The sequence below is a fragment of the Azospirillum brasilense genome (assembly GCF_022023855.1).
GTDB lineage: Bacteria > Pseudomonadota > Alphaproteobacteria > Azospirillales > Azospirillaceae > Azospirillum > Azospirillum brasilense_F.
The window spans coordinates 1,708,886-1,728,300 of the sequence record NZ_CP059449.1 but is presented as its reverse complement, the minus strand read 5'-3'; the positions used below and the strand labels follow the sequence as shown (position 1 = coordinate 1,728,300).

Annotated in this window: 18 protein-coding genes; 13 read left to right on the top strand and 5 right to left on the bottom strand. The window is 69.4% G+C overall.

The genetic code is table 11. The features are described 5' to 3' along the window. The first annotated feature begins 130 nt into the window (after positions 1-130). The gene (gene ubiA / locus H1Q64_RS08190) at positions 131-1,057 is read left to right on the top strand and encodes a 4-hydroxybenzoate octaprenyltransferase (RefSeq protein ID WP_237903125.1); all 927 of its coding nucleotides are present in this window, start codon (positions 131-133) and stop codon (positions 1,055-1,057) included. A 38-nt stretch (positions 1,058-1,095) separates the two neighbouring features. On the opposite strand, the gene H1Q64_RS08185 is transcribed toward ubiA, so the two are convergent. Continuing rightward, on the bottom strand, positions 1,096-1,839 hold the full coding sequence (locus H1Q64_RS08185; RefSeq protein ID WP_330874483.1) for a CHAP domain-containing protein: 744 nt from the start codon (positions 1,837-1,839) through the stop codon (positions 1,096-1,098). Positions 1,840-2,088: 249 nt separating this feature from the next. On the opposite strand from H1Q64_RS08185, the gene H1Q64_RS08180 reads away from it, so the two are divergent. The 6 genes from H1Q64_RS08180 (at position 2,089) to H1Q64_RS08155 (ending at position 8,399) form a co-directional block, all read left to right on the top strand. Further along, positions 2,089-2,748, top strand: a complete 660-nt coding sequence (locus H1Q64_RS08180) for a class I SAM-dependent methyltransferase (RefSeq protein WP_237903123.1) — start codon at positions 2,089-2,091, stop codon at positions 2,746-2,748. A gap of 3 nt (positions 2,749-2,751) precedes the next feature. After that, complete coding sequence (locus H1Q64_RS08175; RefSeq protein ID WP_237903122.1) at positions 2,752-3,534, top strand: HEAT repeat domain-containing protein; 783 nt, start codon at positions 2,752-2,754, stop codon at positions 3,532-3,534. A gap of 97 nt (positions 3,535-3,631) precedes the next feature. Next, positions 3,632-5,143, top strand: a complete 1,512-nt coding sequence (locus tag H1Q64_RS08170; protein ID WP_237903121.1) for a UbiD family decarboxylase — start codon at positions 3,632-3,634, stop codon at positions 5,141-5,143. 40 nt (positions 5,144-5,183) lie between these two features. Further along, the gene (locus H1Q64_RS08165; RefSeq protein WP_237903120.1) at positions 5,184-6,308 is read left to right on the top strand and encodes a DUF3616 domain-containing protein; all 1,125 of its coding nucleotides are present in this window, start codon (positions 5,184-5,186) and stop codon (positions 6,306-6,308) included. A gap of 133 nt (positions 6,309-6,441) precedes the next feature. Then, the gene (locus H1Q64_RS08160; protein ID WP_237903119.1) at positions 6,442-6,882 is read left to right on the top strand and encodes a DoxX family protein; all 441 of its coding nucleotides are present in this window, start codon (positions 6,442-6,444) and stop codon (positions 6,880-6,882) included. 161 nt (positions 6,883-7,043) lie between these two features. Beyond that, positions 7,044-8,399 carry a TldD/PmbA family protein gene (locus H1Q64_RS08155; protein ID WP_237903118.1) on the top strand — a complete coding sequence of 452 codons (1,356 nt, stop codon included), beginning with the start codon at positions 7,044-7,046 and terminating at the stop codon, positions 8,397-8,399. A 38-nt stretch (positions 8,400-8,437) separates the two neighbouring features. Here H1Q64_RS08155 and H1Q64_RS08150 read toward each other — a convergent pair whose 3' ends face one another. The 3 genes from H1Q64_RS08150 to H1Q64_RS08140 all read right to left on the bottom strand — a co-directional run bounded on the left by H1Q64_RS08150 (position 8,438) and on the right by H1Q64_RS08140 (position 11,679). Beyond that, positions 8,438-8,917: a hypothetical protein gene (locus tag H1Q64_RS08150; protein WP_237903117.1), complete on the bottom strand. Its 480-nt coding sequence runs from the start codon at positions 8,915-8,917 to the stop codon at positions 8,438-8,440. A 109-nt stretch (positions 8,918-9,026) separates the two neighbouring features. Continuing rightward, entirely contained in the window at positions 9,027-10,637 is a 1,611-nt protein-coding gene (locus tag H1Q64_RS08145; RefSeq protein ID WP_237903116.1) for a hypothetical protein, read from the bottom strand. 121 nt (positions 10,638-10,758) lie between these two features. Next, entirely contained in the window at positions 10,759-11,679 is a 921-nt protein-coding gene (locus H1Q64_RS08140; RefSeq protein ID WP_237903115.1) for a diacylglycerol/lipid kinase family protein, read from the bottom strand. A gap of 216 nt (positions 11,680-11,895) precedes the next feature. Here H1Q64_RS08140 and H1Q64_RS08135 point away from each other — a divergent pair, with 216 nt between their 5' ends. Then, positions 11,896-12,747, top strand: coding sequence for a UDP-2,3-diacylglucosamine diphosphatase (locus H1Q64_RS08135; RefSeq protein WP_237903114.1), 852 nt, complete (start codon positions 11,896-11,898; stop codon positions 12,745-12,747). Beyond that, positions 12,744-13,742 (top strand): glycosyltransferase family 4 protein, encoded by a 999-nt coding sequence (locus tag H1Q64_RS08130; RefSeq protein WP_237903113.1) that lies wholly within the window; start codon positions 12,744-12,746, stop codon positions 13,740-13,742. Before H1Q64_RS08135 ends, H1Q64_RS08130 begins: the two co-directional genes overlap by 4 nt. A gap of 49 nt (positions 13,743-13,791) precedes the next feature. Here H1Q64_RS08130 and H1Q64_RS08125 read toward each other — a convergent pair whose 3' ends face one another. Further along, on the bottom strand, positions 13,792-15,147 hold the full coding sequence (locus tag H1Q64_RS08125; RefSeq protein ID WP_237903112.1) for a globin-coupled sensor protein: 1,356 nt from the start codon (positions 15,145-15,147) through the stop codon (positions 13,792-13,794). Positions 15,148-15,432: 285 nt separating this feature from the next. Between H1Q64_RS08125 and H1Q64_RS08120 the strand changes: the two genes are divergently transcribed. The 4 genes from H1Q64_RS08120 to H1Q64_RS08105 are packed head-to-tail and all read left to right on the top strand — an operon-like array spanning position 15,433 to position 19,307. Then, entirely contained in the window at positions 15,433-16,716 is a 1,284-nt protein-coding gene (locus H1Q64_RS08120; RefSeq protein WP_237903111.1) for a 3-deoxy-D-manno-octulosonic acid transferase, read from the top strand. Continuing rightward, positions 16,713-17,723 carry a tetraacyldisaccharide 4'-kinase gene (gene lpxK / locus H1Q64_RS08115; RefSeq protein WP_237903110.1) on the top strand — a complete coding sequence of 337 codons (1,011 nt, stop codon included), beginning with the start codon at positions 16,713-16,715 and terminating at the stop codon, positions 17,721-17,723. The genes H1Q64_RS08120 and lpxK overlap by 4 nt, the downstream gene beginning before the upstream one ends. After that, on the top strand, positions 17,716-18,624 hold the full coding sequence (locus H1Q64_RS08110; protein WP_237903109.1) for a lipid A biosynthesis lauroyl acyltransferase: 909 nt from the start codon (positions 17,716-17,718) through the stop codon (positions 18,622-18,624). The genes lpxK and H1Q64_RS08110 overlap by 8 nt, the downstream gene beginning before the upstream one ends. An 11-nt stretch (positions 18,625-18,635) precedes the next feature. Then, positions 18,636-19,307, top strand: coding sequence for a LysE family translocator (locus H1Q64_RS08105; RefSeq protein WP_237903108.1), 672 nt, complete (start codon positions 18,636-18,638; stop codon positions 19,305-19,307). Positions 19,308-19,415: the final 108 nt, after the last annotated feature.

Sequence of the window (19,415 nt, the reverse complement as noted above, 5' to 3'; positions counted from 1 at the left end):
GCAAAGGTCTCCGGTGTGCGGCGCCGACTATAGCGATAACGCTTCGGGGCGGAAACGGCCCAGCCTTGCGGGGACCCACCCCCGCCGCTACCTTGCCCCCGGCTTCCTCCACTTCCTTCCCGAGTCCGCCATGACCAGCCCCGCCTCCCCCGCTCCCGGCGAATTCACCGACATCCGGCGCGGCGACTGGATCGACCGCTTCGCCCCGGCGGCGGTCCGTCCCTATCTGCGGCTGGCGCGGCTGGACCGGCCCATCGGCACGTGGCTGCTGCTGTTTCCCGGCTGGTGGAGCATCGCGCTGGCCGGCGCCGGACCGCTGCCCGACCTCTGGCTGATGGCTCTGTTCGCGGTCGGCGCCGTGGTGATGCGCGGGGCCGGATGCACGGTGAACGACATTCTCGACCGCGACTTCGACGCCATGGTGGAGCGCACGCGCACACGGCCGATACCCTCCGGGCAGGTGTCGGTGAAACAGGCGCTGGCCTTCCTCGCCGTCCAACTCCTGATCGGGCTGGCGGTGCTGGTGCAGTTCAATCTGCTCACCATCGGGCTGGGCGTGCTGTCGCTGGTGCTGGTCTTCACCTACCCGCTGATGAAGCGCATCACCTGGTGGCCGCAGGCCTTCCTGGGGCTGACCTTCAACTGGGGCGCCCTGATGGGCTGGACCGCGGTTCGCGGCGAGTTGGAATGGCCGGCGCTGACGCTGTACGCCGCGGGGATCGTCTGGACGCTGGGCTACGACACCATCTACGCCCACCAGGACAAGGAGGACGACGCACGAATCGGCGTGAAGTCCACCGCCCTGCGGCTGGGCGACCAGAGCAAGATCTGGATCTACGGCTTCTACACGCTGACTTTCGTCGGGATCGGCATCGCCGGGCGTCTGGCCGGGCTGGGCGGGCTGTTCCTGCCGCTGCTCTCGCTGGCCGCGCTGCAGCTGTCCTGGCAGGTGGCGACCTGGAACCCCGACGATCAGACGGATTGCCTGAAGAAGTTCAAGTCGAACCGCTGGTTCGGATGGCTGGTGCTGGTGGCCTTCCTGGCCGGAAAGGTCTGAAGCGGCCGGGGACTTGGAGGGAAGGATTTGGAGAGGGGTTAGCGCGTCAGCTCCGCGACGGTGCTGTCGCCGGAGCCCGGCTTGCGCGGCGGCAGGACCGCGCGGATGCCCTCGGTGGAGGCCACCATCTCGACGCCCTTCTGCGCGGCCGGCTGGGTCGGCTTGCGGGCCGGCAACACGGCAGTCACCACAGCGGCGGTCTGAAGCGGCGGCACCATCTTCACGGCGGTGCCCTTGCCGGAGAGGGTGAGGGATGCGGTCAGCACCTGCGGCTTGCGGCCCGGAACGGCGACGGCGTGGCCCTTCAGGGAGGCTTCCATCAGGCGCGGTCCGGCGGCGGGCTTGGGCGTGGAGCGGCCCTGCGGAGCCACGGCGAAGGTGCTGCCGATGCCGGCACCCCGGGAATCGGCCTGGCGGATATTCGCCTCCTCGCCCTCCGGCAGGATGAAGCCGTAGGTGGTGTAGACGCGCAGGCCGAGCTGGTCCGACGGCTCATGCCAGACGCGGACGGCCGACCAGTCGTTGCGCGGCGACACGTCGACCACGCGCATGTTGCGGCGCAGACCGCGGCCATCGAGCCAGGAGTGATCGACCTCGATGGTGCGGCGGTCGACGATGTGGCTGACCAGGGAAACGTGGCCGCGGCCCAGCCGCTGCGACCGCTTGAAGACGAGGACGGAGCCCAGGGTCGGACGCTGGTCGCGCTCATATTGTTGATTGGCGGCGGTGTTCCACCACGTCCAGGCATCGCCCCGGATGTCGAAATCCGATATGGAGCGCACCGTGCGGACGCAATCCCCGTCCTGGGCCTGGGCTTGGGATATGGTGAACGGGCTGAGAGCGATGAACGCCGCGAACGATGCGCAGAGTGCAATCCCTTTCGACCGCATATCGACCCCATGACCTTTGTTTTTCTCCTTTCGAACGGGTAACACGGGACAGCAGGTGTGTCTACTCCGTTTGAATTATGTAACCAAAACCGGTTGTGGATAGATCATCCATCCCCGCGCAGCTCCGGTGAGAGTCCAGTTATGAACAACTTTTCTCAAATCGACTTCATCCGCTCCAACACGGTCGTAACGCGGACTCCTTTGCTGCCCGAAATCGCGCTGCATCTGGCGACGGAAATCACGCCGTTGTGGGAAGCTACGGAGGATTCTTTGAAAGAGTCCAATGTACCGCCGCCCTATTGGGCCTTTGCTTGGCCGGGCGGCCAGGCGGTGGCGCGGCTCGTGCTCGACCGGCCAGAGCTGGTGGCGGGCAAGTCGGTGCTGGATTTCGCCGCCGGCACCGGGCTGGTCGGCATCGCCGCGATGATGGCCGGCGCGGCGCGCGTGCAGTCCTGCGACATCGACCGCTTCGCCCTGGCCGCCATCGCCCTGAACGCCGAATCCAACGGAGTCGATGTGAAGGCGGTCAGCGCCGATCTGGTGGACCGCCCCCTGCCCGGCATCGACGTCGTTCTGGCGGGCGACGTCTGCTACGAGAAGCCGATGGCCGACCGGGTGACCGCCTGGCTGCGCGCAATCGCCGCAACCGGCACGCTGGTCCTGCTGGGCGATCCGGGCCGCGCCTATGTCCCAACCAGCGGGATCGAGCGGGTCGGTCAATACAGCGTCCCGACCTCCCTGGAATTGGAAGACCGCGAGATGCGCGAAACGGTGATCTGGCGCCTGCTGCCGGAGGCCTAAGACATGACGATGACGACCAGCGCGCCGCGCAAGGGCGCCACCCGGATGGCCGACATCCCGCCGGAGGTGCTCGCCGACCTGAACGCGGGCCGGCGCGAGACCGCCACGCTGGCCGAATCGCTCGCCATCGATTTCACCGCCCTGCTCGCCGCCGCCGTTCCGGAAGCCGCGGGTGCTGTTTCCTTCGACCCGAAGGAGGGCGTGACCCGGCGCATGGCCGTGGCGGGAAGCGCGGCCGTCGAGCACCTGGACCTGGGAGGCGTGGAGCGGCTGGCTGCCCACCCATCCGACACGGTGCGCGGCTGGGCCTGCTACGCGCTGGCCGCTGCCCCCGGCCTGACTCTGGCGGAGCGGCTGGATCGCGTCCGCCCGCTCGCCGACGACCCGCATTTCGGCGTGCGCGAATGGGCGTGGCTGGCGCTGCGCCCGCACATCGCCGCCGCCATCGACGAGGCGCTGGCCCTCCTCACGCAGTGGACCGCCGAGCCGTCGGAGCGGCTGCGCCGCTTCGCCAGCGAGGCCACCCGGCCCCGCGGCGTCTGGTGCGGCCACATCGGCGCGCTGAAGACCGACCCGGCGCGCGGCTTGCCGGTGCTCGACCCGCTGCGGGCGGACGGCGCGCGCTACGTCCAGGATTCGGTCGCCAACTGGCTGAACGACGCGGCGAAGAGCCAGCCCGGCTGGGTGCAGGCCCTCTGCGCCCGCTGGGAAACGGACAGTCCCGCCCCGGACGCCACCCGCCGCATCGTCCGCCGCGCCTTGCGCAGCGTGAAGGAACCCGCGTGAGGCGGCACCTCACCCCTTGACGCGGCGCCCTCCAGGCCGATGCTAAGCGCCCCTACCCCTTGATCCGCCCCCATCGCATCCGAACGGACCCTCGACCATGCCCTACACCTCGTTGCGCGACTTCATCGACCGGCTGGAGAAGGCCGGGCGGCTGGTGGTGGTCCGGGAGCCGGTGTCCACGGCGCTGGAGATGACCGAGATCCAGACCCGCCTGCTCGCCGAAGGCGGCCCGGCGGTGCTGTTCGAGAACGTCATCAAGGCCGACGGCACCCGCTCGGAGATGCCGGTGCTGGTCAACCTGTTCGGCACGGTGGAGCGCGTCGCCTGGGGCATGGACCGCGAGCCGCACGAGCTGCGCGGCGTCGGCGAGACGCTGGCCTTCCTCAAGCAGCCGGAGCCGCCGGGCGGCTTCCGCGAGGCGATGGAGCTGATCCCGCTCGCCAAGACCGTGCTGTCGATGAAGCCGAAGACCGTCGGCTCCGCCCCCTGCCAGGAGGTGGTGCTGACCGGCGACCAGATCGATCTCGGTCGCCTGCCGGTGCAGAGCTGCTGGCCGGGCGAGCCGGCGCCGCTGATCACCTGGCCTCTGGTCGTCACCAAGGGGCCCACGGCCAAGCGCGAGGACGACTTCAACCTCGGCATCTACCGGATGCAGGTGCTGGGGAAGAACAAGACGATCATGCGCTGGCTGAAGCACCGCGGCGGCGCGCAGCACCATCACCGCTGGGCCGCCAGCGGCAAGCGCGAGCCGCTGCCCTGCGCGGTGGTCCTCGGCGCCGATCCCGGCACCATCCTGGCCGCGGTCACGCCGGTGCCGGACACGCTGTCGGAATACCAGTTCGCCGGCCTGCTGCGCGGCAAGAAGGTCGAGCTGGTGGATTGCAAGACCGTGCCGTTGAAGGTGCCCGCCCAGGCCGAGATCATCCTGGAAGGCCATGTCAGCCTGGACGAATACGCCGACGAGGGGCCCTACGGCGACCACACCGGCTATTACAACTCGGTCGAGCCCTTCCCGGTCTTCACCGTCACGGCGATGACCATGCGGCGCAACCCGATCTACCTGTCCACCTTCACCGGCCGCCCACCCGACGAGCCGTCGGTGCTGGGGGAGGCGCTGAACGAGGTCTTCATCCCCCTGCTGACCCAGCAATTCCCGGAGATCGTGGATTTTTGGCTGCCGCCGGAGGGCTGCTCCTACCGGATCGCCGTGGTCAGCATGAAGAAGGCCTATCCCGGCCACGCCAAGCGGGTGATGATGGGCGTCTGGTCCTTCCTGCGCCAGTTCATGTACACGAAATGGGTGATCGTCGTGGACGACGACATCGACGCGCGGAACTGGAAGGACGTGATGTGGGCCATGAGCACCCGCATGGACCCGGCCCGCGACATCACCGTGATCGAGGGCACCCCCATCGACTATCTGGACTTCGCCAGCCCCGAGTCGGGCCTGGGCGGCAAGGTCGGGCTGGACGCCACCAACAAGTGGCCGCCGGAGACCAAGCGCGAGTGGGGCCAGAAGATCCGCATGGACCAGGGCGTGGTCGAAGAGGTGTCGCGCAAATGGGCGTCCTACGGTCTTCCGGGCAGCGGGACCCCGATCTGGAAGTGAGGCGTTAAGGGAGGTCCCGCCTTTTCCAAGGAGTCCCGCCATGCCCAGCGACGCCGCCCATCCCATCGCCAGTCCCATCGCCACCATCCGTTTGGTCTTCCGCGACGGTGGCGAGACCGCCGGGGACCTGTCGGTGGCCGAGCGGGCGGGAAGCAACCTGTTCGTGGCGTCGGACGAGGGCGCTCAGGTCGTCCATTTGGCGGCCGAGGAAGGCGGCACCGTCTACCGACAGGACGCCGTCTTTTTCTTGGCGGACTTCCTTGCCCTGCCGGAGACCGAACCGGGCAAGGACGAGGCGGACATCGAGGGCATGGCCATCGCCGACGGCTGGCTGTGGGTCACCGGCTCCCACGCGCTGGCCCGCAAGAAGCCGGAGCGCGAGGAGAACAGCGCCGAGACGGCGCTGGAGCGGCTGACCGAGGTGCGTTGCGACCCCAACCGCTTCCTGCTCGGCCGCATCCCGCTGGTCACCGAGGCGGACGGGCGCCTCACCCCGGTCCGCCGCGACGGGAAGCGGACGGCCGGTTGCCTGAAGTTCCGCAAGGGCGGCAACGCGCTGACGAAGGCGCTGGCGGAGGACGAGCATCTGGCCCGCTTCGTCGCCGTGCCCGCCAAGGAGAACGGCTTCGACGTGGAGGGGCTGGCCGCCCATGGCGACCGGGTCTGGCTGGGGCTGCGCGGTCCGGTGCTGCGCGGCTGGGCCTGCATCCTGGAACTGGCGGTGGAGGACCATCCGGACGTCGAGGAACGCCTGCGGCTGCGCCCACTCGGGCCGAACGGCGAGAAGTACCGCAAGCATTTCGTCGATCTGGACGGGCTGGGCATCCGCGAACTGACCTTCGACGGTGAGGATCTGGTGATCCTGGCCGGGCCGACCATGGACCTCGACGGTCCCGTCGCCGTCTGGCGCTGGACCGACGCCCTGTCGGTCACCCACGAGACCGTCATCCCGCGCGACCGGCTGGTTCCTCTGCTGAACCTGCCCTACGGCAAAGGCGACGACCACGCGGAGGGCATCGCCTGCGTCCGCCGCGACGGCGCCCCGCCCGCCCTTCTGGTGGTCTATGACAGCCCGTCCAAGGCCCGCCTTCACGACGCCGGGACCACCGCCGACCTGTTCGCCCTGCCTTCCCGCTACGATCCGGCCAACGCCTTCCGGGCGTGAGGGTTTGTTCTTAAAAAAGCAACAATCATTGCATGATTATGCGGATTATCCCAATCGCAGACATCGCTATTCTTGGCCTCAGACGACAACGGCCCCGGCGCGGGGCACCACGCTGAGACAAGGAAACCAAGCCATGAACGCCGCCATCGACAACCGCACCGCCCCCTACGCCGCCTTCCTGCTGCGCGTCAGCCTGGGCCTTCTGTTCATCGCCCATGGCCTGATCCTGAAGGTCTTCACCTTCGGCATCGCCGGCACGGTCGGTTACTTCGAGAGCCTCGGCTATCCCGGCCTCTTCGCCTATCTGGTGATCCTCGGCGAGATCGGCGGCGGCCTGCTGCTGGTGGCCGGTGTCTTCACCCGCTGGATTTCGCTGGCCCTGCTGCCGATCATGATCGGCGCGACGCTCCAGCACACCGGCAACGGCTGGGTCTTCTCGGCCCAGGGCGGCGGCTGGGAGTTCCCGGTGTTCTGGACGGTGCTGCTCGGCGTGCAGGCCCTGCTGGGCGACGGCGCCTTCGCCCTGAAGCTGCCGACTGCCGGCCGCAGCGCCCTTGAGAGCCGGCTGGCCTGACCCTGAAGCGAGCATGACGAGCGGCGCGCGGGCGGGCACCAGCCCCCCGCGCGCCGCCGCATTTGTGCGGCGGGCGTACCGGACCTGAGGCGATATGCCCCTTCCTCTTCTTCTCCGGGCTCCCATTTGCTAGACAAGCCGGAGACCTAGCGGAGACCGTAATGCCCGTTTCGACCACCTCGCAACCTGACGTGCTGACCCTGCTGGACGATCTGATCCGCAAGGCGAAGGGCGCCGGGGCCGACTCCGCCGACGCCGTGCTGTTTGACAGCGCCTCCTTGTCGCTGAGCCAGCGTTTCGGCAAGACGGAGAAGCTGGAGCGGTCCGAGTCGGGCGATCTGGGACTGCGCGTCTTCATCGGCAAGCGGCAGGCCATCGTCTCCTCCAGCGACCGCAGCGCCAAGGCGCTGGACGAGCTGGTGGAACGCGCCGTCGCCATGGCCCGCGTGGTGCCGGAGGACCCCTTCTGCGGCCTCGCCGACCCGGAGCAGATCTACACCACCCTCCCCGACCTCGACGTGTGCGACCCGTCGGAGCCCTCGGCGGAGCTTCTGATCGAACGCGCCCGCATCGCCGAGGAGGCCGCGCTGGCGATCGAGGGCGTCACCAACTCCGAAGGCGCCGATGCGGGGTGGAGCCGCTCCACCATCGCCATCGCCGCGTCCAACGGCTTCACCGGCAGTTACGGGGTGTCGCGGCAGTCGCTCTCCGCCTCGGTGCTCGCCGGGACGGGCACGGGGATGGAGCGCGACTACGATTATGACAGCAAGGTCTACGGTTCCGACCTGCGCGACCCGGCGTCGATCGGGCGCGAGGCCGGCGAACGCGCCATCCGCCGGCTGAACCCGCGCCGGGTCAAGAGCTGCAAGGTGCCGGTGGTGTTCGACCCGCGCGTTTCCCGCGGACTGCTTGGCCACCTGACCGGCTCGATCAGCGGGCCGAGCATCGCGCGGGGCACCAGCTTCCTCAAGGACAAGATGGGACAGCGGATCTTCGCCGCCGGCATCACCATCGTCGACGACCCGCATGTGAAGCGCGGCCTGCGCTCCCGCCCCTTCGACGCGGAGGGCATCGCCACCACCCGCCGCAACCTGATCGAGGACGGACACCTGACCACGTGGCTGCTCGACCTGCGCTCGGCCCGCCAGCTCGGCCTATCGACCACCGGCCACGCGGCGCGCGGCACCTCCGGCCCGCCGGGTCCGGCCCCGGCCAACGTCTACATGGCCCCTGGAACCAAGAGCCGCGACGAACTGCTGGCCGAGATCCCCAACGGCTTCTACGTAACGGAGCTGATGGGCACCGGCGTCAACGGGGTGACCGGCGACTACAGCCGGGGTGCGGCCGGCTATTGGATCGAGAACGGCCAGATCGCCTATCCGGTCACCGAACTGACCATCGCCGGCAATCTGAAGGAGATGTTCCTGAACCTGGAGCCCGCCAGCGACCTGGAACTGCGCTTCGGCATGGACGCCCCGACCATCCGCATCGACGGGCTGACCATCGCCGGCCTGTGATCGTAACGGGAGGCGCCGCAAGGCGCCTCCTCTTCGTGTCAGCGGACCACGCCGCGGACGATGTCGGCGATGGTGCCGTGGACCGCATCCAGGATCAGCATGTCCGCGCCGGCCAGGATGCACTCCCAGCCGTTCATGCACACCGGCACCCGCTGGCGCAGCTCGACGGGCGCCACTTTTTTGGCGATGCCCGGCGGCAGCGGCTGGCCGCGCGCCAGCTTCTTCGCGATCCCCGGCGGCAGGGCCGTCACCCCGACCGGATGGGCGACGAAATAGTCCCGGATGATCGTCACCTCGCCGCGGGACACCGACCCTCCTGAGGCGCGCCCTTTGGAGTCGTGCCCCCGGGTTTCGTAAGACGGCCCACCCTGGGGCTTGCCATGCCCTCCGCCGGGACCACCGGCCCAGTCGGGCTTGTCCGCCAGCGCCGGGCCGGTGGCCGGACTGGTCATGGACAGCACCGCCAGAAGCGCCAGCGCGGCACGCCCACTCCGGCGCCGCATCCGATCCTTACTCATGATCCGCATTCCCCTGCCTGCCGAAGGTAAGCCGCCAGCGCACCTCGCGGCCCTACCCCCATCGGATTAGCCTCAAGCTCCGCCGCTGGCCTGTGGCAAGGGCAGGATATCAGACCGTCACGCTCATCGGTCCGCCGGCGCCGCGAACCGACAGGTTGGGCAGGAAATCCCGGAACAGCGACAGGCTCTTCAGGTCGGACACGTATCCCGTGCCCTCCCCTCCCATCATCTTTCCACCGATGCTCTTCATCACGTCGGCGGTCTGCGCGTCCTGGGCCTCCAGCGCGTCCTTCAGCACCGAGGCGAGCGCACTGCCGTTGCCCAGCCGCTCCATCGGCGCACCGGTTTCCTTCGTCGTTTTCTCGTAGCTGTACTGGAGTGCCGCCCGCTGCACCGACCAGTTGACCGACTCCTTTTCCTCCTGACTGGCCTCGTCAAGGAACTTCACCCCGGCGCGGTAGGCGGCGGCCTTGTCGGTGCCGAGGGGGTCGGCGGCGTCCATCGCCTGCTTCTGCTGGCGGGCCATGACGGATTGTGCCGCCTGCTGCTCGTTCGTGGAGAAGGTTCCGTCCTTGTTGCTGGCAATGGCGTGGAGGCTGCGCCGGTCGAAGCCGCCGAACAGCCGCTCCACGTCCTTTCCGGTCGGGTCGGAGTAGTTCACCCCCTTGCCTTCCTTCGCCATGACCGTGTAGGTGGCGTCCAGCGAGTCACCGGCGTCCTGCACGACCTTCGCAAAGCCCTGGAGCCCCGGGGTCTGGTTGGTGGTCAGCACCGTGGGCGGCGGCGGCGGCAGCCCGGCGGCCTCGGCCTCCTCCTTGGCGGAGGGCTCGAAGCCTTTGCCCCCTGGGAAGCTCTTGTCGACCTCACCACGCCCGATGCCGGGAATGTTCACGTCCGCGGCGTACTGCGCGAGACCATTCGCCCAGAGCTTCCCCTCGAATCCCAGGTCATACATAAGCTTGGCGGCGGCCTTTCCCTTCTCATTGTCCGGCGATAGCAGCCCACCCTCGCCGCCCTCCGCTTCCGCACCGAAATCCAATTTTTCGAACGCCTCCTCTCCCTTCTGCAGGGAATACGCGAAGGCCTTTCCCTTGATCTTGTTCGGGTCGCCGCCGACGGTCTCCATCATCTCGCGGTCGATGTCCGCCGACTCCGCGCGGAAGAGGGCATTGGCCGGAGCCATCGCCGCTTGGAACGCCTCGGTGTCCTCGTCCTTCCCGAAGGCGTCGTAAGCGGCGGTCCGCGCCTCGTTCAGGGCCGACATGGCCTTGCCCATGCGTTCCGTCTTGGTCTTGAAGGCCTTTTCAGCCGCCCCGAGCTTCTCCGCCCATTCCTTGTCCTCCTCATCCTCGGGCCGCTCCTTGATGAAGCGGTCCTTCACGGCGTTGGTCGCCATTTGGCGCAGTCCCAACGCCACGTCCTTCTCGGTCATCTTGCCGGACTTGACGAAGTCTTCCAGCATCGCGCGGCCCTTGGAGCCGATGGAGGCGAAGACCTTCCCCGCCACGCCGGTCAGCGACTTGGCCAAGCCGCTGAGTTCCACGCTGTCCTCGCCTTTCAAGGCGGCCAGGGCCGAGGCGCCCGCGGAGGACGCGGCGTCGGAGGCCGCCTTCCAGGTCCCCTCCGCCTCGGCGGCACCCCCGGCGGGCTTCCATTTGGTGGCGGTCGCGGTGGTGCTGGCCGTGGTGGCCGAAAACAGGGCGTTGATCGACGTGGACATGGCTTCCCCCTTGCGGTCCCGCCTGGGCCGCGGGGCCTGAATCCTTAGAGACCAAAGTAATTATCGAATGTCCCCAAGTAATTTTCCCAAGAGATCCCTTAACGGACTCTTAAAAAGCTGTTCAGCGCGCCAGCACCGGCAGGACCCACGGGGCCAGCGCGATCTCCACCGGTAGACGGGCGATCACGTCGCCGTCGCCCTGCACGGGCTCCCCCGCCGGCCCGTCGATGACCACCCGGCGGGCGGGCAGGATGCGGTAGTCGGGGAAGCGCGGCAGACGACCGGCGGTGACGCCCCACAGGTAGCGCAGGGCGTTCCCCCGCCCCGCCCGCGGGAACAGGCAGACGTGCAGCCGCGGGTCGGTCAGCCGGGCGTCGGGCGCACAAACGAAGCGCCCTCCGTAGAAATGCCCCTTGGCGACGATGACGGAGGCGACCTCCACCGGCTCCGCATCGTCCACCGCCACGCGGTAGGGGCCGCCGCCGCCCGCGGCGATCCGGGCCAGCGTTTCCACCGCGTAGGCACCCTTGCCGATCAGCCGCTTCAGCCGCATGTCCACCCGCTCGACCACGTGGGCATCCAGGCCGGCGCCGGCCATCATGGCGAAGGCGCGTCCATTCGCCACACCCAGATGCACGGGCAGCGTGCGCCCTTCCGCCAGCACCCGCGCCACGCCCTCCGCATCCAGGGGCTGGTCCAGTTCATGGGCAAGCACGTTGGCGGTGCCCAGCGGCACGATGCCCAAGGGTATTGTCGTTTCCCCGCGTCCGCGCGCGCCCAGCCCGTTGACCACCTCGTTGATGGTGCCGTCGCCACCCGCGGCGACCACCGCGTCGAAGGCGCCGGGGGCTACCGCGCGGGCCATCGCCTCCGCGTCGCCGCGCCCGCCGGTGGCCCGAAGCGTCACCGGGGCCCCGTAGCGCTGCTCCAGCAGTTCCAGTACCGCACCCAGACGGCGCGCCCGGCGGGCGCCGGCCACCGGGTTGTGGATGACCAGAAGACGACGCCGGGTCGCCGCGGCCAGCCCGGATGCCTCAGGCACCGATTCGCCCCCGTCAGCCACAGCAGCCCCCAATATGACCATCCCGTTTCAGTTTTGATAAAGTCATTTGTCGCCTTTGTTGCACTGAAAAGAAGTCTTCTCGAAATCGTTGGCTCCAACAAATGCGAACGCTTGAAAACATTGTCAAGATAATGACTCGCGGATATAGGGAAAGCGTTTCAACGAATCCTTGCCGGAACGGCGATGGAGCGGGGCATGAGCGCATCACGCGACGTCAAGCGATACCGCAGCATCTGGATCTCCGACGTCCATCTGGGCACGCGGGGATGCAAGGCGGAGTATCTTCTCGATTTCCTGAAGCACAACGAGTCCGACCACCTCTATCTCGTCGGCGACATCGTGGACGGCTGGCGGCTGCGCAAGACATGGTACTGGCCGCAGGCGCACAACGACGTGGTGCAGAAGATCCTGCGCCGGGCGCGCAAGGGCGTGCAGGTCTACTACATTCCCGGCAACCACGACGAGGCCGCCCGCGATTATGTCGGCCTGCAGTTCGGCGGCGTCCAGGTGGTCGAGGAGATGATCCACGTCACCGCCGACGGGAGGCAGCTTCTGGTCACCCATGGCGACCGCTTCGACGTGGTGGTGAAGTACGCCCGCTGGCTGGCCTTCATCGGCGACAACGCCTACGTGGTGCTGCTCCAGGTCAACACGCTGTTCAACTGGGTCCGCCGCAAGCTGGGCTTCCCCTACTGGTCCCTGTCGGCCTTCCTGAAGCACAAGACGAAGACGGCGGTCGAGTTCATCGGCAACTACGAGACCGCCCTCGGCGACGAGGCCCGGCGCCGCAAGGTGGACGGGGTCGTCTGCGGCCACATCCACACCGCGGAAATCCGCGACATGGAAGGAATCCTCTATTGCAACGACGGCGACTGGGTCGAGTCCTGCACCGCCTTGGTCGAGCATCCCTGCGGCCGGCTGGAGATCATCGATTGGGCGGCGGACATCCGCCGGCGCGCCGCAACGACGCTGCCCGCCCGCATCCCGGCCAAGGAGAAGCCGGAGAATGTGAAGGAGAAGGCGGCCAAGGAGTCGGTTGCGGCGTGAACATCCTGATCGTCTCCGACGCCTGGCTCCCCCAGGTCAACGGCGTGGTGCGCACCATCGGCACCGTCCGCTCGGAGTTGGAGGCCATGGGCCACCGGGTCGAGGTGATCGGACCCGACCGCTTCCCCACCGTGCCCATGCCCACCTACCCGGAAATCCGGCTGGCGCTGGGCGCGGGGCGGCGGCTGAACGCAATGATCGAAGCGTTGCGCCCCGACTGCATCCACATCGCCACCGAAGGGCCGCTGGGCTTCGCCGCCCGGCGCTACTGCCTGCACCGCGGCCGGCCCTTCACCACCGCCTACCACACCCGCTTTCCCGAGTATGTGCGCGACCGGGCGCCGGTGCCGCTGGCGCTCAGCTACGCGGTGGTGCGCCGCTTCCACAGGCCATCCTCGGCGGTGATGGTGGCGACGCCATCCATCGAGAGCGACCTCGCCGCCCGCGGCTTCACCAACATCCGGCGCTGGACGCGCGGCGTGGACACCGACCTGTTCCGCCCCCGCGCCAAGGAGTTCCTGGCGCTGCCCCGTCCTATCGCCCTCTATGTCGGGCGCGTGGCGGTGGAGAAGAACCTGGAGGAGTTCCTGAAGCTCGACCTGCCGGGCAGCAAGCTGGTGGTCGGCGACGGCCCGGCCCGCGCGGAGCTTCAGCAGAAATACCCGGACGTCCATTGGGCCGGCGCCCGCCATGGCGAGGAATTGGCCCAGCATTACGCCGCGGCGGACGTCTTCGTCTTCCCGTCGCGCACCGACACCTTCGGTCTGGTGCTGCTGGAGGCGCTGGCCTCGGGCGTGCCGGTGGCCGCCTACCCGGTGCCCGGCCCGCTGGACGTGGTTGACGGTTCCGCTGTCGGCTGCCTAGACGAGGATCTCAAGGGGGCGATCGAGCGCGCCCTGACCATCCAGCCGGAAGTGTGCCGGAACTATGCCCTGAACTTCTCCTGGCGCCGCTCCGCCGAACAGTTCCTGGCGAACCTGCGCCCATTCACCTGAGGACGACATGGGGCGGGGCCGGCACGCGGCCGGTCCCCGCCCGTTCCGATCACGCGGCGCGGATGCGCTGCATGAACAGGTCCACGCTCTCGCGCAGGCGGTCGGATTCGCGGTGCAGGTTGCCGGCGGACCCCAGCACCTCCTCGGCCAGGCTGCCGGTCTCCGACGCGCCGCTGGTCACCGCCCCGATGGTGTCGGTCACGCTGCGGGTTCCGCGTGCGGCCTCCTGCACGTTGCGGACGATCTCCTGGGTGGCGGCGGTCTGCTGCTCCACCGCGGCGGAGACGGTGATGACGATGTCGTTGATGCTGCCGATGGTGGCGCCGATCCCGCTCAGCGCCTCGGCGGAGCCGCGCGCGACCTCCTGGATGCTGGCGATCTGGATGGAGATGTCCTCGGTCGCCTTGGCCGTCTGGTTGGCGAGGTTCTTGACCTCCTGCGCGACCACCGCGAAGCCTTTGCCGGCCTCCCCGGCGCGGGCGGCCTCGATGGTCGCGTTCAGCGCCAGCAGATTGGTCTGCCCGGCGATGCTGTTGATGAGCTGAAGCACCGCGCCGATCCTCTGCGCGGCGTCGACCAGCCCGTTCACCGTGGCGTTGGTCCGCTCCGCCTCGGCCACCGCGCCGCGGGCAACCTGCGACGACTGGGCGACCTGCCGGCTGATCTCGGCGATGGAGCTGGTGAGCTGTTCGGACGCGGCGGCGACCGTCTGCACGTTGGCCGACGCCTGCTCGGCGGCGGCGGCGACAGCGAGCGACTGGCGGTTGGTGGCGGCGGCGATCTGCGCCATGCGCTGGGCATTGCCCTTCATCTCGTCCGACGCGGCCACCGTGTTGTCGGCGATGCCGCGGACGCTGCCTTCCATGCTGTCGGCGAGCTGGTTCAGGATGGCGCGCTTGCTCTCCTGCTCGGCCGCCGCGTAGGTCTCCAGAAGCACCTCGAGGTCGAGCCAGGCGACGCGGCCCAGCGTGTCGCGCAGGGCTGCCCGCTCCGCCGCCTTTCTCGATCCGAACAGCAATCCGCGCCCTTCCGCCGCGTCGAGACCCAGGTCGCGGATGATGCCGCTGGACACGGTGTGATGGCAGATGGCGACCGCATAGCCCGGCACGCCGTGGTCGTAGAAGGCCTTGGCCAGACGATGGGCGGATTCCAGGAAGCCCGGCCCGAGATCGCCCGAGACCACGCGGCTCCAATGGGCGACACGCGCGGCGTGGACGTCGGGCAGGGTCAGGGCGTCGCGGATTTCCGGCCAAGCCGCGAAGGCGCTGTGCCACTGCTCCAGCAGCGCAGGCAGACGGTGCTGCGCGAAATCCCGGTTGGCGCGCAGACGCGCAATGTCCGCTTCGGTGATGCTGAAGGCCCGGAGCCGGTTTTCCTGGCCGTCACGTTCCTGTACGCCCGCCATGATATTATCATCCCGAAATGTTGGAGGCTGGCGCATTGCCCGCCTTCCTTGAAGTTGCCAACGTTTCTACGCCGTCAGGATAGCATCGGATTGCTTCAAAATTATCATAATGGGTCGCAAAATCGTCATACCCTGGTATGCAGACAACCCCCATCCGGCCATCGGCCTTCCGGTGGGCGCCAGCGCAAAGCCTTACCTCTGCCACAGCCCCCCGTGCTAAAGTGGTGGGGACCGTGGCCGGGAAATCTGGCCGCGCTGGTTTTGTCGGATGGCGTTTCGACCCGCATGCTTCAGTCACTCTACCGCGGCCTGACGACCCTCGCCGGGCCGGCGGTTCGTCTGTATCTCGACCGACGTCTGGCCGCCGGCAAGGAGGACTCCGCCCGCCGGGGGGAGCGGTTCGGCACGGCCGCGCGTCCACGCCCTCCTGGGCGGCTCGCCTGGATTCACGCGGCCAGCGTGGGCGAAGCCAACTCGGTCCTTGTCCTCATCGACCGCCTGCTCGACGAAACGCCGGACCTGACGGTCCTGATGACCACCGGCACGGTCACCTCGGCGGAGCTGATGGCCCGCCGCCTGCCGGAGCGCGCCTTTCACCAGTATGTGCCGGTGGACCTGCCGACGGCGGTGGACCGCTTCCTCGACCATTGGCGCCCCGATCTGGTGCTGTGGACGGAATCGGAAATCTGGCCCAACCTGCTCGGCGCCGTTCGGGCGCGCGGCATTCCGGCGGCGCTGGTCAACGCGCGCATGTCGGAGCGCTCCTTCAACCGCTGGCGCTGCGCGTCGGGCCTGATCACGCCGTTGCTTTCGACCTTCCAGATCACGCTGGCCCAGTCGGAGGGGGACGCCGACCGCCTGCGCCGGCTGGGCGCGCGGGGCGTCGTCAGCGTCGGCAACCTGAAATTCTCCGCCGAGCCGCCCCCCGCCGATCCCGCGGCTCTGGCGGCGTTGCGCGCGGCCTGCGCCGGGCGCCCCGTCTGGCTGCTCGCCAGCACCCACCCCGGCGAGGACGAGTTGGCCGCCGCGGTGCATGAGGCGCTGGCCCCGCGCCTGCCCGGCCTGCTGACCCTTGTGATTCCGCGCCACGCCCACCGCGGCGCCGACATCGCGGCTCTGCTGCGCGGGCGCGGCCTGACCGTCTCGCGCCGCGGCGAAGGCGCCCTGCCCGCCGCCGCGGACGCCGTGCACATCGCCGACACGATGGGGGAGATGGGGCTGTTCTACCGGCTGGCCCCGGTGGTCTGCATGGGCGGTTCCTTCGTGCCCCACGGCGGCCAGAACCCGGTGGAACCCGCCCTGCTCGGCAGCGCCGTCCTCTACGGCCCGCACATGTGGAACTTCACGGAGATCACCCGCCAGCTCGAAGCCGCCGGCGGCGCCCTGCCGGTGCCGGGGACGGAGGCGCTGCCCGACGCGGTCGGGCGCCTGCTGAGCGACGAGGCCGCCCGCGACCGCGTCGTCGCCGGCGCGACCGCGGTGACCGAGGGCAACCGGCGGATCGTCGACCGCGCGCTCGCGGCGCTCGCTCCCGTCCTCGGCGCCGGACGCGTCCGGCCCGCGGCATGAGGACTCCCGGCTTCTGGTACGGGTCCGGCGGAGCCGCCGGGGCGGCTCTCGGCTGGGCGCTCGCCCCGCTGGGCGCGCTCTACGGGCTGGCCGGACGGCTGCGCATGGCGGCGGGTCAGCCGGAGCGGGCCGCAGCCCCGGTCCTCTGCGTCGGCAATCTGGTGGCGGGCGGCGCCGGCAAGACGCCGGCCTGCATCGCCGTGGCCGAGGCCCTGCGCGCCCGCGGCATCGCCCCTGTCTTCCTCACCCGCGGTCATGGCGGGCGCGAGCGTGGCCCGCTGGCCGTCGATCTCGGCATCCACGATTCGGCCGCGGTGGGCGACGAGGCGCTGCTGCTGGCCGCCCATGGCCCCTGCTGGGTGGCGCGGGACCGCGCCGCCGGGGCACGGGCGGCCATCGCCGCGGGCGCCTCCGTCCTGGTGATGGACGACGGTTTCCAGAATCCCGGCCTCGCCAAGGATTTGTCGCTGATCGTGGTGGACGGGGCGGTGGGTTTCGGCAACGGGCATCTCATCCCCGCCGGCCCCCTGCGCGAGCCGGTGGCCCGCGGGCTGGCCCGCGCCGGGGCCGTCGTGGTGCTGGGCGACGACCGCGCCGGGGTGGAGCGCCGGGTGGCCGGCGCCCTGCCGGTCCTGCACGCCCGGCTGGAGCCGGTCGAGGAGGCCCGTGCCCTGGCCGGACGGACGGTCCTGGCCTTCGCCGGCATCGGGCGTCCGGCAAAGTTCTTCGCGACGCTGGAAGCTCTGGGCGCCCACGTGGTGGAGCGCGTCGCCTTCGCCGACCACCATCCCTACCGCCCCGAGGAGGTGATGGCCCTGATCGACCGCGCCAACGCGCTGGGTGCCCTGCCGGTCACCACCGTGAAGGACGCCGTCCGCCTGCCGGAGTCCCTGCGCGCCCTGGTCCGGGCGGTGCCGGTGCGCGCCGTCTGGCAGGACCCCACCGCCCTCGACCGCTTGCTCGCCCCTCTTCTGACCGGGCTTCCGACTGGAGTTCCCAATGGCTAAGCCGCGCGGCCCCCTGGTGTCCTGGCTGACCCGCCGTGTCGGCTACCCGCTGGAGGCCGTTCTCGTCCATGGCTTCTGCGGCCTGTTCCGCGCCCTTCCGCTCGACCGCGCCTCGGCGCTCGGCGGCTGGATCGGACGGACCGTCGGCCCGCGCCTTCGCGGCACCCGCACCGCCCGCCGCAACCTGGAGCGCGCCTTCCCCGAGAAATCCCCCGCGGAGATCGACACGATCATCCTCGGCATGTGGGACAATCTGGGCCGCGTCATCGCAGAGTACCCGCATCTGGACGCCATCGGCGCCTATGGCCCCAGCGGCCGGACCGAGGTGATCGGGGCCGAACACATCGACGCCCTGCGCGAGGACGGCAGGGCCGGCATCCTCGTCTCGGGCCATTTCGCCAACTGGGAGGTGAAGCCCGTCTGCTCCCGCAAGATGGGATTGGAACTGGCCGTGGTCTACCGCGCGCCCAACAACCCCTATGTCGACCGGCTGCTGACCGAACTGCGGGGTGCCGCCGGCGGCACGCACATTCCCAAGGGGCCTGAGGGCGCGCGCGCGCTGATCCGGGTCCTGACCAAGGGCGGGCATGTCGGCATGTTGATCGACCAGAAGATGAACGACGGCATGCCCGTCCCCTTCTTCGGGCGCGACGCCATGACCGCCCCGGCAGCAGCACAGCTCGCCCTGCGGCTTGGCATCCCGCTGGTCCCGGCGCGCACTGAGCGTCTGGAAGGCGCGCGCTTCCGCATCACCGTCCTGCCGCCGGTGGAGCCGCCGAACAGCGGCGACCGCAACGCTGATGTGCGGATTTTGATGGAGCGCCTGAACGCCCTGTTGGAGCAATGGATTCGCGAGCGCCCCGCCGAATGGCTCTGGCTGCACCGGCGCTGGCCCGACTGACGGAGACTTCCATGGCCCTGCCGCTCGACCCGCATCTGCTTCAACTCTACCTCGTCGCGGCACTGGTCCTGACGCTGGCGCCGGGACCGGACTCCCTGCTCGTCCTGTCGCGCAGCGTGATGGAAGGGCGCAACGCCGGTGTGGTCGCCACCGCCGGCATTACGCTGGGCAACCTGATCCACGCGCTGCTCGCCGCCGCCGGCATCTCGGCGCTGGTCGCCGCCTCGCCAGCCCTGTTCGACGTGCTGCGCTACGCCGGCGGTGCCTATCTGGGCTGGATCGGCGGGCGGGCGCTGTGGAGCGCCCTGCGGACCGGCTTCGGCCGCCGCGGCGGCGAAGAGGCGATCACCGCCAAGCCCGAGTCGGCCCCGGCGCACCGCGTCTTCCTCCAGGCGCTGCTGACCAACCTGCTGAATCCGAAGGTCATCCTGTTCTATCTCGCCTTCGTGCCGCAATTCGTCGCACCGGCGCTCGGCCACGTCGCGCTGCAGATCTTCCTGCTCGGCGCGATCCTCGGCGTCATCGGCGGCCTCTACCTGCTGGGGGTCGCGGCGCTCAGTGCCGGTGCCGCGCGCCGCGCACTGTCGAGCGCGCGGGTGCGGGCGGTTCTGGACGGCGTCGCGGGGGTGCTGTTCCTGGGTTTCGCGCTGCGCCTGCTGCTGACCGACCGGCGCATTGCCTGACGGCAAATCCGTCAGGTGGGAAAAGACGTTGCAGAGTCTGTGGACGAGCGTGGCCGGGGGTGTCATAGTGCCGCCCGCGTTTAACCGGCCAGCCCGTCCGGCCGAATG